Below are 13,316 nucleotides of genomic sequence, written 5' to 3'. Positions count from 1 at the left end.
GTTTAGTCGACCAGCACGAACACGGCGCCGCAGTAAGCACACTGCGCTTGCCCGTTGGGTTCGTCTTCGATCGGCAGGTACACCCGCGGATGCGAGTTCCACAGCGCCATTTCCGGGGTCGGGCAGCTCAGCGGCAGATCGCTGCGGTGCACGGTGTAGCGCTTTTCGGCGTTGGCGGGCGCGGTGGCGGTATGGCTCATGGCGGATGTCGATGAACGGATTGCGAGGCCTGCGATTCTAGCATCTGGGCCCGGCAAACACCGTGCGCTGCGTGGCCGCTGCGCGCGGCAGCCCGCTTGCAGCCTTCTCAGGTGCGGCCACGTGCGACCGCCCTGCCCCTCCCGCGCCGCCGTCGCCCTGCCCCCATCGGCGGGAAATCCCAGGCAGGCCAGTCAGTTCCGTGCGGAATCGGTCGTCGTTCGAAATTCCCGCATTTGGATCGAACTAAATGGCACTTGTCAGGGCGCTGCCGGCTGTTGCAGCATCGGCAGCGATCCATTCCTGACCCGATCGCATGGCCCGCCCCCCACCGGACCTGCATCGCCTCCCGACTGCCCTGCGGCGGACGGGGCGATGCTGTCCGTGGTGTTCGCCGATGCGGGTTCTGCCTGCCGCCTGCCCTACCGGGAGACCCTGCATGACCCTGTCCGATCCGCGCCGCGCCCTGCTTCCGCTCGCTCTGGCCCTGGCCTGTGCGACCACTGCGACGCCGGTGCTGGCGCAAGGGCTGCAGACCTCCTTCGAGCCGGGCGAACCGGCACCGGCCAGGTCCGACGGCACCCTGTCCATCGAAGTCGGCAGTGGCCCCGGCGCGCCGTACGCGGCCAAGCGCAACGTCGGCTACAGCGGCCTGCATGCGTTGCACTACAGCGCCGGTGGCGGCCAGGCACGCCGCGAACTGTTCAAGACCGATCTACCCATCGACAGCGACACCACGCTGTCCTGGCTGGTACTGCCGGAGATCGTCGGCAAGGACACCGTGGCCTCCACCTATGTCTCGCTGGACCTGCTGCTGGACGATGGCAGCCGCGTCTCCGCCAGCGGCGCGCGAGACCAGCACGGCGTAGCGCTGGGCGCACGGGCGCAGGGCGATTCGAAGACGTTGTACCCGCAGCAGTGGGCGCGCAAGGCGGTCAGGCTGGGCGACATGCCGGCGCTGAAGGGCCGCCGCGTGCTGGCCATCGAGCTCGAGGTGGCCAGCGCCGGTGGCGCGCCCGTGTCGGGCTGGATCGACGACGTGCGCCTGGACGTGCAGCCACGGCAGGCGCCGCAGCGCGTCTCCGACTGGGTACTGACCACGCGCGGAACCCAGGCCAACGGCACCTTCTCGCGCGGCAACAACTTCCCGGCCACTGCGGTACCGCACGGTTTCAACTTCTGGACGCCGGTGACCGATGCCGGCGCCCTGAACTGGCTGTACCGCTGGAACGAGCAGAACGATGCGAAGAACCGGCCGCAGCTGCAGGCGTTGGCGCTGAGCCACCAGCCCAGCCCGTGGATGGGCGACCGCCAGACCTTCCAGGTGATGCCCTCCGCCACGCGCGGTGTGCCCGAGGCTGATCGCAGCAAGCGGGCGTTGTCCTTCGACCGCACGCAGGAAAACGCGCGCCCGTATCGCTACGACGTGCGCTTCGACAACGGCATCGCCGCGTCCATCGCCCCCACCGACCATGCCGCGCTGTTCCGCTTCGAGTTCCCCGAAGGTGGCGACGCCAACCTGCTGTTCGACAACGTCGATGCCCGTGGTGGACTCACCCTCGATGCCGCCACGCAGACGTTGACCGGCTACACCGATACCCGCAGCGGCCTGTCCAACGGCGCCACCCGCATGTACGTGGTCGCCAGCTTCGACAGGCCGTGGCGCAGCAGCGGCCAGATCGGCACCGGCCGCCCGACCGGCTACATCAAGTTCGACCCGGGCAGCGAGCGCCGGGTGACGATGCGCATCGCCACCTCGTTGATCTCCGTCGAGCAGGCGCGCCACAACCTGGCGCTGGAAATCGCCGCCGCCGATACGCTGGAAAGCGTGGCCGGACGCGCACAGGATGCGTGGGATGCGCGCCTGGCCCGTTTCGACATCGGCAATGCCAGTGACGACCAGAAGACCACGCTGTACTCCAGCCTGTACCGGCTGTACCTGTACCCCAATTCCGGCCACGAGAATGCGGGCACCGCCGCCGCGCCCGAGTGGCGCTATGCCAGCCAGGCCAGCGCCGCCGATGACAACACCGACGGCAGCGCGACGCGCAGCTTCGCACCGGTGCGCGACGGCAAGGTCTTCGTCAACAACGGCTTCTGGGACACGTTCCGCACCACCTGGCCGGCGTATGCGCTGTTCACCCCGGATGATGCCGGGCAGCTGGTACAGGGTTTCATCGAGCAGTACCGCGCCGGTGGCTGGGTCGCGCGCTGGTCCTCGCCGGGCTACGCGGACCTGATGGTCGGCACCAGCTCGGACGTCGCCTTCGCCGATGCGTGGCTGAAGGGCATCGGTGGCTTCGATCCGGAAGAGGCCTACGCCGCAGCGCTGAAGAACGCCACCGTGGTGCCACCGGACCGCCACGTCGGCCGCAAGGGCATGGATCGTTCCACGTTCCGCGGCTATGCCAGCGCCGACGTGCATGAAGGCATGTCGTGGACGATGGAAGGTGCGCTCAATGATTTCGGCATCGCCAACATGGCCGATGCACTGGCCAAGCGCGCGACGACACCGTCCGCACGCGAACGCTACGCCACCGAGGCAGACTACTTCCGTCACCGCGCCGGCAGCTACGCGACGTTGTTCGATCCGGCCGCCGGCTTCTTCCAGGGCCGCAGGCCCGATGGCAGCTGGCGCCTGCAGGCCAAGGACTACGACCCGCGCGTGTGGGGCCACGACTACACCGAATCCAATGGCTGGACGTTCGCCTTCACCGCCGCGCACGATGGCGAAGGCCTGGCCGCGCTGTACGGTGGCCGCGACAAGCTGGCCGCCAAGCTCGATACCTTCTTCGCCACCCCGGAAACCGCCGACGCCGCATTCGCCGGCTCCTACGGCGGCACCATCCACGAGATGACCGAAGCGCGCGACGTGCGCATGGGCATGTACGCGCACAGCAACCAGCCGGCACACCACATCCCGTGGATGTACCTGTATGCCGGGCAGCCGTGGAAGACCCAGCAGCATGTGCGCGAGATCCTGTCGCGGCTGTATGTCGGCAGCGAGATCGGCCAGGGCTATCCGGGCGACGAGGACAACGGCGAAACCTCGGCGTGGTACGTGCTGGCCTCGCTGGGCCTGTATCCGCTGCGCATGGGTGCGCCGGAGTACGTGATTGGTTCGCCGGCGTTCCAGCATGCGCGCGTCGAGCTGCAGGGCGGCGCGGTGTTGACCGTCAACGCACCGCAGAATTCGCCGGAGAACGTGTACGTGCAGTCGCTGAAGATCAACGGCAAGCCGTGGACCAAGACCTGGGTGCCGCACGACGTGATCGCCAAGGGTGCAACCCTGGACTTCGTGATGGGCCCGCAGCCGTCACGCTGGGGCAGCGGCGTGGATGATGTACCGCGCTCGCTGACCGCCCGTGGCCAGCGCCCGCAGTTGCTGCACGATCTGCTCGGCAACGGCGCGCAGGCGGCACTGGCTGATGGCCGCGCCGTGCCCGCGCTGATCGACGACGATGCCAACACGGCCGTGCCGCTGGGCGGTGGCGTGACCATCGCACTGAGCCACGTGGGCGATGGCGTACCGACGATGTACACGCTGACCAGCGGTGACGGCACGATCCGTGGCGGTGAGTGGACGCTGGAAGCGCGTGCCGGCAACGGGCGCTGGGTAACGCTGGACCAGCGACGCGGCGAAGATTTCACCTCGCCGCGCCAGACCCGCCCGTTCCGTATCGCCTCGCCCTCACGCTACGCCGAGTACCGTCTGCGCCTGGCTGCGCCGGGGCGCCTGCAGCTGGCCGAGATCGAACTGTTGGCGCCCTCCCCCCTACAATGACGTCCATGCGCCTACGTTTGCTCCCCCTCGCTCTTGCCGCCCTTGTATTTCCCAGCCTCAGCCACGCACAACCGCAGACCCAGGCCTTCGATGGGCAGGTCAGCCGTGACGGGGTGACCCTGTATTACCAGGATGCCACCGGCGCGCTGGCCGCGCCGGTGCGCAAGCGCATCATCGATACGTTCTACTTTGCTTACCTGCGCGAGCGTGCGGACTTCCGCCCGGCCGCGCCGAACGAGGTGCGCATCGTGATCGATCCGGCGTACAACGGCGTCGCCTTCGTCGGCGACAAGGACAAGGCCAGCACGATCACGATCAATCCGGGCTGGCTGGTCCAGCACCCGGATGACATTGATCTGGTCACCCACGAAGCGATGCACATCGTGCAGGGCTACCCCAGCTATGGCGACAAGCGCGTGCCGGGCTGGCTGGTGGAGGGCATTGCCGACTACGCCCGCGATCGCTACGGCATGAACAACGCCGCTGCCGGCTGGGCGTTGCCGGACAAGCTTAGCCAGGGCCAGACGGTGGAAAGCGGCTACCGGGTGACCGGTGCCTTCCTGAAGTGGGCCGAAGCGGCGCACCCGGGACTGGTGCTGGCATTGGACAAGGATCTGCGCGACGGGCGCTATGCGCCGGCGCTATGGCAGAAGCACACCGGCAAGACCCTGCCGGCGCTGTGGGCGGAGTATGCCAAGCCGCGCTCCCCGGCCCCTGCGCCGCCGCCCGCGCGGCGCGCGAAGCGGCGGTAAGTTCGACGTTGCCGGGGCGATGCCCCGGCCTTCAACGCGACTGCACGAAGCCGGCGTACAGCGCGAACAACTGCTGGCAATACCGCTTGCTCACTCGACTGCGCATGACATTGCTCCGCCCATGGAAAGTTGGTCGGGCCCAGGGTGGGAAGGCCGGTCCGGTCCCTTCCCACGGCCAGGCCGCGTGGGCGTATTGGGCCGCAGCGAGGTTGCAGGGCGATTACCGGGCGGCTGCAGTTCTCCGGTAGCGCCGGGCCATGCCCGGCGGAATACGGGAAGCGCCGCGCTGCGCGCTCGCCGGGCATGGCCCGGCGCTACCCGATCCGGTTTCCGCGTTGCGGAAACGAAACGCGCCCCGGGGCGCGTTTCTGCAGATCGCAGCGGAACGAAGGCTTATGCCTTCTTTTCCGCTTCGATCTGCTTGCGGATCTGCGCATCAACCGCGGCGATCGCGGTCATGTTCAGGATCCGGCGCGAGGTCGCGCTGGTGGTCAGGATGTGCACCGGCTTGTTGACGCCCATCAGGATCGGACCGATCGCCACGCCATCGGTGAACACGCGCACCAGGTTGTAGGCGATGTTGGCCGCTTCCAGGTTCGGCAGCACGAACAGGTTGGCACGGCCCTGCAGGGTCGAGCCCGGCAGCAGCTTCTGCCGCAGGGCTTCATCCCATGCGGTGTCGCCCTGCATTTCGCCGTCCACGTTCAGACGCGGGTTGCGCTTGAGCAGCAGCTCGCGCACCTGGCGCATCTTCAGCGCATCCTTCGAATCGTGGCTGCCGAAGTTGGAGTGCGACAGCAGTGCCACCTTCGGTTCGACGCCGAACAGCTTCATGCGGTAAGCGGCCTGCAGGGTCGCTTCGCACAGCTGCTCTGCGGTCGGGTCTTCCTGCACGTGGGTATCGACGAAGAAGAACACACCCTGCTGGTTGATCACGCCGGTCATCGCCGAGGTCGAGGTGACCTTCGATTCCAGCGGCAGCACGCTGCGCACGTAGCCCAGCTTCTTGTGGAAGCGGCCGACGATGCCGGTCAGCATCGCATCGGCTTCGCCACGGGCCACCATCACTGCAGCGATCAGGGTCGGGCGCGAACGCATCAGGTTCTTGGCGGCGGCCACGGTGACGCCACGACGGCCGGTCAGGCCGTGGTAGTACTGCCAGTATTCGTTGAAGCGCGGATCGTCATTGATGTTGGTGACTTCAATGTTCTCGCCGATCTTCAGGCGCAGGCCGAGGCGTTCGATGCGCGATTCGATCACGTCCGGGCGGCCGATCAGGATCGGATGTGCCAGGCCGTCGTCGACCACGTTCTGCACCGCCTGCAGCACCACTTCTTCTTCGCCTTCGGCATACACCACGCGCTGCTTGTCGCTGCGCGCGCGATCGTAGACCGGCTTCATCATCAGGCTGGTGCGGTAGACGAACTGCGACAGCTTCTGCCGGTAGGCTTCCATGTCGGCGATCGGGCGGGCGGCCACGCCCGAATCCATCGCGGCCTGGGCCACGGCGGCCGACAGCTCCACCAGCAGGCGGCGGTCGAACGGACGCGGGATCAGGTATTCGCGGCCGAAGCTGGGGGTCTCACCGCCGTAGGCAGAGCCCATGTCGGTGGCGGCGCGGCGGGCCAGCGCGGCAATCGCGCGCACGCAGGCGATCTTCATTTCCTCGTTGATCGCGGTCGCACCGACGTCCAGCGCACCGCGGAACAGGTACGGGAAGCACAGCACGTTGTTGACCTGGTTCGGGTAGTCCGAACGGCCGGTACCGATGATCGCGTCCGGACGCGCAGCGCGCACCAGTTCCGGCATGATTTCCGGGGTCGGGTTGGCCAGGGCGAAGATCACCGGGTCCGGCGCCATCGTCTTGACCATCTCGGCGGTCAGGATGCCCGGCGCCGACAGGCCCAGGAAGATGTCCGCGCCGTCGACGATCTCGGCCAGGGTGCGCTTGTCGGTGTCGCGCGCGTAGCGCAGCTTTTCCGGGTCCAGGTCGGTACGGCCGGTGTGGATCACGCCTTCGCGGTCGAAGGCCAGGATGTTCTCCGGCTTCAGGCCCAGCTGCACCAGCATGTTCACGCAGGAAATGCCGGCCGCGCCCATGCCCGTGGTCGCCAGCTTCACTTCTTCGATCTTCTTGCCGGTGATCGCCATGGCGTTGAGCACCGCAGCACCGACGATGATCGCCGTGCCGTGCTGGTCGTCATGGAACACCGGGATCTTCATGCGCTCGCGCAGCTTGCGCTCGACGATGAAGCACTCCGGTGCCTTGATGTCTTCCAGGTTGATGCCGCCGAAGGTCGGCTCCAGCGAGGCGATGATGTCGACCAGCTTGTCCGGGTCGTTCTCGTCCACTTCGATGTCGAACACATCGATGCCGGCGAACTTCTGGAACAGCACGCCCTTGCCTTCCATCACCGGCTTGCCGGCCAGCGCGCCGATGTTGCCCAGGCCCAGCACCGCGGTGCCGTTGGAGATCACCGCCACCAGGTTGCCGCGGGCGGTCAGCTCGCTGGCCTGCTGCGGATCGGCCTTGATCGCTTCACAGGCGTACGCCACGCCCGGCGAATACGCCAGCGACAGGTCGCGCTGGGTCAGCATGGGCTTGGTAGCGGAAACCTTGATCTTGCCGGGCGGAGACATCCGGTGGTAATCGAGGGCGGCCTGTTTGAAATCTTCGTTGGACATCGATGTGGGTTACATGAATGGGCAGAAGGGACAGGGGATCATACCCCCGTTGAAGCGGTCGGACCTGTCGCTATGCTGTCGCAGTGATGCTGCGACCGCACAATTCCGTGGCGTATGCGACGTTGCCAGAGCACAGCTTCGGCGCTGGCGATGACAGCCGTGGGACGCCTTGAAACGCTGCGGGGCCGTGCCACTGTCGTGACCGGCCCCGCAGTACCACACACCCGGATCAGCCCTTGGCGGGCAGCGCCTCGGTCATCGCCAGCGGCACCGCATCGACCGGCGGCGGCAGTTCGCTTTCGCGACCATCCAGCGCCAGCTTCAGGCGGTCGCGGTCCAGCGCACCTTCCCAGCGCGAGACCACCACCGTGGCCACCGCATTGCCGATGAAGTTGGTCAGCGAGCGGCACTCGCTCATGAAGCGGTCCACGCCCAGGATCAACGCCATGCCCGCCACCGGCACTTCCGGCACCACCGCCAGGGTGGCGGCCAGGGTGATGAAGCCGGCACCGGTGACGCCGGCAGCGCCCTTGGAGCTGAGCATCGCCACCAGCAGCAGCGCGATCTGGTGGCCCAGGGTCAGCTCGGTGTTGGTGGCCTGGGCGATGAACAGCGCGGCCAGGGTCATGTAGATGTTGGTGCCGTCCAGGTTGAACGAGTAACCGGTGGGGACCACCAGGCCGACCACCGACTTGCTGCAGCCGGCACGTTCCATCTTCTCCATCAGCGACGGCAGCGCCGACTCCGACGACGAGGTGCCCAGCACCAGCAGCAGCTCGGCCTTCAGGTAACGGGCCAGCTTGAACACCGAGAAGCCACACAGGCGGCAGACCACGCCCAGGATCACCGCAACGAACAGGAACGCGGTGAGGTAGAACGAGCCGACCAGCCAGGCCAGGTTGACCAGCGAGCCGACGCCGTACTTGCCGATGGTGAAGGCGATGGCACCGAAGGCACCGATCGGCGCAGCCTTCATCAGGATGTGCACCAGCTTGAACACCGGCGCGACCAGCGCTTCCAGGAAGTTCTGGATCGGCTTGCCCTTCTCGCCCACCGAGGCCAGCGCGATGCCGAACAGCACCGCCACGAACAGCACCTGCAGGATGTTGCCATCAACGAAGGCGCTGATCAGCGTCTTCGGGATGATGTCCATCAGGAAGCCGACCAGGGTCAGGTCGTGCGACTTCTCGACATAGCTGTGCACCGCGGTCTGGTCCAGCTCGGCCGGGTTGATGTTCATGCCGGCGCCGGGCTGCACCACGTGCGCCACGATCATGCCGACGATCAGCGCCAGCGTGGAGAAGAACAGGAAATACGCCATCGCCTTGGCGAACACCCGGCCCACCGTGCGCAGGTGGGTCATGCCGGCGATGCCGGTGACGATGGTCAGGAAGATCACCGGGGCGATGATCATCTTCACCAGGTTGATGAAGGCATCGCCGAGCGGCTTCATCTTCTCGCCGATCAGCGGCTCGTAGTGGCCGAGGACAGCACCCAGGACGATCGCCACGATCACCTGGAAATACAGTTGGCGGTAGAGCGGCAACGGCTTGCTGGGCACCGGCGCAGCGGTCGGGATGTGCATGGCGGACTCCGGAAGGGGCGTTTTCAGGCACGTACGGACCCGGAAATGCACGGGAACCGTTACCGTGGAAACTGACCGCACGCCCCGTGACTGCAGGCGCAGGGGTGCGACCAATGGACGCCTTTGTACGCCCCGGGCACGCCGGCGCAGATAACCTATTGGTACTAGCCCCCCGGTTCAGGTGGCTGCGCTGCCTACACTGGCGCCGCACCCCTGATCGCGGGGCGCCGGTGGCCCGACCTGAACGGCCGGGCGCGTCATTGCGAAAGTTCCGGCCATCGCGGCCGTTGTTGTCCTGTCCACACGCAATCCGAGAGAGCCGCACCACCCATGCGCCCGATTCCCACCTTGCTGGCCCTTTCCCTGGCCGCCCTCCCCGCCTTCGCATCCGCTGCGGATTTCGACAACTGGCCGACCAAGTACGCCTTCGGTGACGGCACCGAACTGGCCGCCACCGCCAACATCGCCTACGACTACAACGACTTCTCGTCCGCCAGCGGCATCGAGGATGACGATGCGGTGCGCCGCAAGGAGTTCGGCGCGACCCTGAAAAAGAAGGGCGTGTACGACGCGATGGTCTACTACGACTTCCAGGCCGATACCTGGCTGGACGTGTTCGTGCGCTTGGAGAGCAAGGCGTTCTTCGGCCGCGATGTCGGCCGCTTCCGCTTCGGCTACATGAAGACCCCGGTCGGCCTGGATGCCAACACCTCCTCGCGGGCCGGCAGCTTCCTGGAAACCGCGCTGCCCGTGCAGGCGTTCTACGCAGGCCGCCGCACCGGCGTGGAATGGGTGCTGGAGCGTCCGCAGTACCTGCTGCAGGCCGGCGCCTATGGCGGCAAGGACCTGCAGGGCGACAACCCCGGCACCACCCAGGCGGTGCGTGCGGTGTGGACGCCGGTGAAGGCACCGGGCGATGTGATCCACCTCGGCCTGGCCTATTCGCAGGAAAATCCGCGTGGTTACCACGATGGCCGCGACGTGCACCACGAGGCAAGCGCGCGCCTGCGGGCCCGTCCGGAAGCCGGCCTGACCGATATCCGCCTGGTCGATTCGGGGGCCCTGGTCACCGCCGACCAGATCCGCCGCACCGGCCTGGAAGGCATCTGGATCCGCGGTCCGTTCTCGCTGCAGGCCGAAGCGCTGCAGGCCACCGTCACCTGCAATGATGGCAAGCCCGACTACACCGGCCACGGCCAATACGCGATGGCCAGCTGGGTGCTGACCGGCGAATCACGCCCGTACAACGCCGGCGCCGTTGCCAACATCAAGCCGGCGCACGACTACGGTGCGGTGGAACTGGTGGCCCGCTACAGCCGCCTGGACCTGGACGACGGCAGCATCCTCGGTGGCCGCCAGCACGACCTGACCCTGGGCGCCAACTGGTACCTGACCAGCCACTTCAAGTTCCAGGCCAACTACGTGAAGGTCGACGCCAGCCGTCGCGGTGTGCACAGCACTCCGGAGATCTTCGAACTTCGCGCGCAGATGCACTTCTGATCCCTTCCACACGTCAGATCCCGGCGGGCGTGCATGCCACGCCCGCCGGCCCTGCGTAGACTGCCGCCATGTACTGGCTCAGCCGCCACCGCCTGCAGTTGCTGACCGTTCTGGTGATGGTGGCCGGCACCGTGCTGTGCGCGGCCGCCGCAGGCCACTATGCCTGGCGTCGCGCGCTGGGCACCGAAAGCGCGCAGGTGCAGCGCCAGCTGCAGTTGTATGGCCAGGGCCTGCAACAGCGCATCGACCGGTTCGGCACCCTGCCGCAGGTGATGGCGCTGGACCCGGACCTGCTGCATGCACTGCAGGTGCCGCCCTCGCCCGCCGAGCGGCAGCGCCTGAACCTCAAGCTGCAGCGCGCCAACCAGGTTACCCGCACCTCGACACTGACCCTGGTCGGCCGCGATGGCGTGGCCGTGGCCGCCAGCAACTGGGACCAGCCGACCAGCAACGTCGGCGAGGATTACAGCTACCGTCCGTACTACCAGCAGGCGCTGGCCCATGGCCGTGGTCGCTTTTACGGCATCGGCATGACCACCGGTGTGCCGGGCTACTTCATGTCCGAGGCCATCCTCGATGCCGACAGCCAGCGCATCGGCGTGATCGTGATCAAGATCGAGCTGTCGGCGCTGGAACAGGAATGGTTGAACAGCCCGGACGTGGTGCTGACCAGCGACAACCATGACGTGGTGTTCCTGGCCAACCGCGATGCCTGGCGCTACCGCCTGCTGCGTCCGCTCGGCACGGAGGAACGCCGCGAGATGCGCGCGGCGCGGCAGTATGCCGACCGTTCGCTGCAGCCGCTGCGCGTGCGCACCGAGGACGTGCTGGCCGATGGTGGCCGCATGGTGCGCCTGCTCGACCCGGCACTGCCGCAGGCGATGCTGTGGCAGACCCTGGCGCTGCCCGACGAAGACTGGAGCCTGCACCTGCTGCACGACGCCAGCGCGGCCACCAGCGCCGGCCGCGGCGCGGCAGTGGCCGGCGCCGCCGCTTGGCTGGCGCTGGGTTTCCTGCTGCTGTTCGTGCAGCAACGGCGTCGCCTGTCCAAGCACCGCCAGCGCAGCCGGCGTGAACTGGAAACCCTGCTCAAGCAGCATGCACAGGAACTGCGGACCGCCCAGGACGGCCTGCTGGAAGCCGCGACCGATGCCGACGTTGGCTTGAGCCGCAGCCTCGAACATCTGCCGCAGGGCGTGGTGGTGATCGACAAGGAACAGCGTCTGGTCGCGTGGAATTCGCGCTATCTGGAGCTGTTCCGCTTCCCGGCGGGGCTGGTGCGGGTGGGCCGTCCGATCGAGGAACTGTTCCGCTTCAACGCACGTCGCGGCCTGTTGGGGCCCGGCCCGATCGACGAGGCCATCGAACGCCGCCTGACCCACCTGCGCAGTGGCCGCCCGCACATGCGCGAGAGCGAGAAGGACGACGGCACGGTGCTGGAGATCCGCGGCAACCCGTTGCCCGATGGCGGCTTCGTCACCAGTTATGCCGATATCACCAGCTACAAGAACGCCGCGCGCGAACTGCGCTCGCTGGCCGATGCGCTGGAACACCGCGTGGCCGAACGCACCCAGGATCTGGACGAAGCCCGCCGCGAAGCCGAACAGGCCAACCGTTACAAGACCCGCTTCGTCGCCTCGGCCGTGCACGACCTGCTGCAGCCGCTGAACGCCGCGCGCATGTTCGTGTCGGTGCTGCGCGGCAAGCTCACCGACCCGGAACAGCAACAGACCAGCGACCATATCGACGCCGCACTGGCCGCGCAGGACGCGATCCTCAACAGCCTGCTGGATATTTCACGGCTGGAGTCGGGGGCGTTGCAGGTACGGGTGCGCGCATTCGCGCTCTCTCCTTTGCTGGAAACGCTGGCGCGCGAGTTCGGCATCGCCGCACAGAGCCGCGGCCTGCAGCTGGACTGGGTGGACACCCGTGCGGTGATCGTCAGCGACGAAGCACTGCTGCGGCGCATCCTGCAGAATTTCCTGTCCAATGCGCTGCGCTATACGCCACGTGGCCGCGTGCTGATCGGCTGCCGGCGTGCAGGCGACCAGCTGCGCATCGAGGTGCATGACCAGGGACCAGGTATTCCGGAAAGCCTGCAGGGCGAGATCTTCGAAGAATTCCGACGCCTCAACGACGGCGTGGAGCAGGAACGGGGCGCCGGCCTGGGCCTGGCCATCGTTGAACGCATCGGCCGACTGCTCGGCCACCGCATCAGCCTGCGTTCCACGCTGGGCAAGGGCAGCGTATTCGCGGTGAGCGTGGCACTCGGGCGCGCCGACGAGGTGATTGCGCCGCCGACGGCGCCGGTCGTCGCGACCGAACCCTCCGATGACAGCCCGCTGCGCGAATGTCGGGTCTGGAGCATCGATGATGACCCCCACGTCTGTGCCGCAACCCGTGCTCTGCTGGAACGCTGGGGATGCCATGTGGAACTTGCCGATGGCCCCCAGGGGGCACTGGAAATCGCCAGTGCGTTGAACGTGCCGCAGTTGTTGCTGCTGGACGTACGCATGGGGCAATGGCACGGACCGGACCTGTATGAAGCGCTGTGCACGCTGTGGAAGGCGCGGCCACCGGTGATCCTGGTGACCGCTGAGCGCGATGATGCGCTGAAAGTGCATGCTGCCGAGAACGGCTGGGGCTTCCTGCTCAAGCCCGTGCGGCCGCCGGCGCTGCGGGCGTTGATGACGCAGCTGCTGTTGCGGCATCGCGGGTAAGCCAGTCGCACCTGAGCGAGGGGCATCGGTGGGCGTCAGAGCGATCGTCTCCCACATACAGCTACACCGAAGCATCTGAAGCTCGGCGCGGG

Annotated in this window: 7 protein-coding genes; 4 read left to right on the top strand and 3 right to left on the bottom strand. The window is 67.2% G+C overall.

Features of this window, described 5'->3' with window-relative positions:
• Positions 1-2 precede the first annotated feature (2 nt).
• Entirely contained in the window at positions 3-200 is a 198-nt protein-coding gene (locus TEP_RS03270; RefSeq protein WP_132824252.1) for a zinc-finger domain-containing protein, read from the bottom strand.
• Positions 201-637: 437 nt separating this feature from the next.
• On the opposite strand from TEP_RS03270, the gene TEP_RS03265 reads away from it, so the two are divergent.
• Both TEP_RS03265 and TEP_RS03260 read left to right on the top strand, forming a co-directional pair.
• Positions 638-3,982, top strand: coding sequence for a GH92 family glycosyl hydrolase (locus TEP_RS03265; protein WP_132824251.1), 3,345 nt, complete (start codon positions 638-640; stop codon positions 3,980-3,982).
• Complete coding sequence (locus TEP_RS03260) at positions 3,979-4,734, top strand: basic secretory protein-like protein (protein WP_032951610.1); 756 nt, start codon at positions 3,979-3,981, stop codon at positions 4,732-4,734. The genes TEP_RS03265 and TEP_RS03260 overlap by 4 nt, the downstream gene beginning before the upstream one ends.
• 393 nt (positions 4,735-5,127) lie before the next feature.
• On the opposite strand, the gene TEP_RS03255 is transcribed toward TEP_RS03260, so the two are convergent.
• Positions 5,128-7,419: an NADP-dependent malic enzyme gene (locus tag TEP_RS03255; protein WP_093817969.1), complete on the bottom strand. Its 2,292-nt coding sequence runs from the start codon at positions 7,417-7,419 to the stop codon at positions 5,128-5,130.
• A 229-nt stretch (positions 7,420-7,648) separates the two neighbouring features.
• Entirely contained in the window at positions 7,649-9,004 is a 1,356-nt protein-coding gene (locus TEP_RS03250) for a dicarboxylate/amino acid:cation symporter (protein ID WP_025874125.1), read from the bottom strand.
• Between the two features lie 330 nt (positions 9,005-9,334).
• Here TEP_RS03250 and TEP_RS03245 point away from each other — a divergent pair, with 330 nt between their 5' ends.
• Positions 9,335-10,504 (top strand): porin, encoded by a 1,170-nt coding sequence (locus TEP_RS03245; protein WP_132824250.1) that lies wholly within the window; start codon positions 9,335-9,337, stop codon positions 10,502-10,504.
• A 68-nt stretch (positions 10,505-10,572) separates the two neighbouring features.
• Positions 10,573-13,224 (top strand): PAS-domain containing protein, encoded by a 2,652-nt coding sequence (locus tag TEP_RS03240; protein WP_132824249.1) that lies wholly within the window; start codon positions 10,573-10,575, stop codon positions 13,222-13,224.
• Positions 13,225-13,316: the final 92 nt, after the last annotated feature.

It is taken from the genome of Stenotrophomonas sp. TEPEL, from assembly GCF_004348785.1.
Taxonomy (GTDB): Bacteria; Pseudomonadota; Gammaproteobacteria; order Xanthomonadales; family Xanthomonadaceae; genus Stenotrophomonas; species Stenotrophomonas indicatrix.
This window is presented reverse-complemented; position numbering and strand designations above follow the sequence as displayed.

Excerpts from the sequence above, each read along its gene's own strand:
- TEP_RS03250 (WP_025874125.1), bottom strand. The coding sequence starts at position 9,004 with ATGCACATCCCGACCGCTGCGCCGGTGCCCAGCAAGCCGTTGCCGCTC.
- TEP_RS03255 (WP_093817969.1), bottom strand. The coding sequence starts at position 7,419 with ATGTCCAACGAAGATTTCAAACAGGCCGCCCTCGATTACCACCGGATG.
- TEP_RS03265 (WP_132824251.1), top strand. The coding sequence starts at position 638 with ATGACCCTGTCCGATCCGCGCCGCGCCCTGCTTCCGCTCGCTCTGGCC.
- TEP_RS03240 (WP_132824249.1), top strand. The coding sequence starts at position 10,573 with ATGTACTGGCTCAGCCGCCACCGCCTGCAGTTGCTGACCGTTCTGGTG.
- TEP_RS03270 (WP_132824252.1), bottom strand. The coding sequence starts at position 200 with ATGAGCCATACCGCCACCGCGCCCGCCAACGCCGAAAAGCGCTACACC.
- TEP_RS03260 (WP_032951610.1), top strand. The coding sequence starts at position 3,979 with ATGACGTCCATGCGCCTACGTTTGCTCCCCCTCGCTCTTGCCGCCCTT.
- TEP_RS03245 (WP_132824250.1), top strand. The coding sequence starts at position 9,335 with ATGCGCCCGATTCCCACCTTGCTGGCCCTTTCCCTGGCCGCCCTCCCC.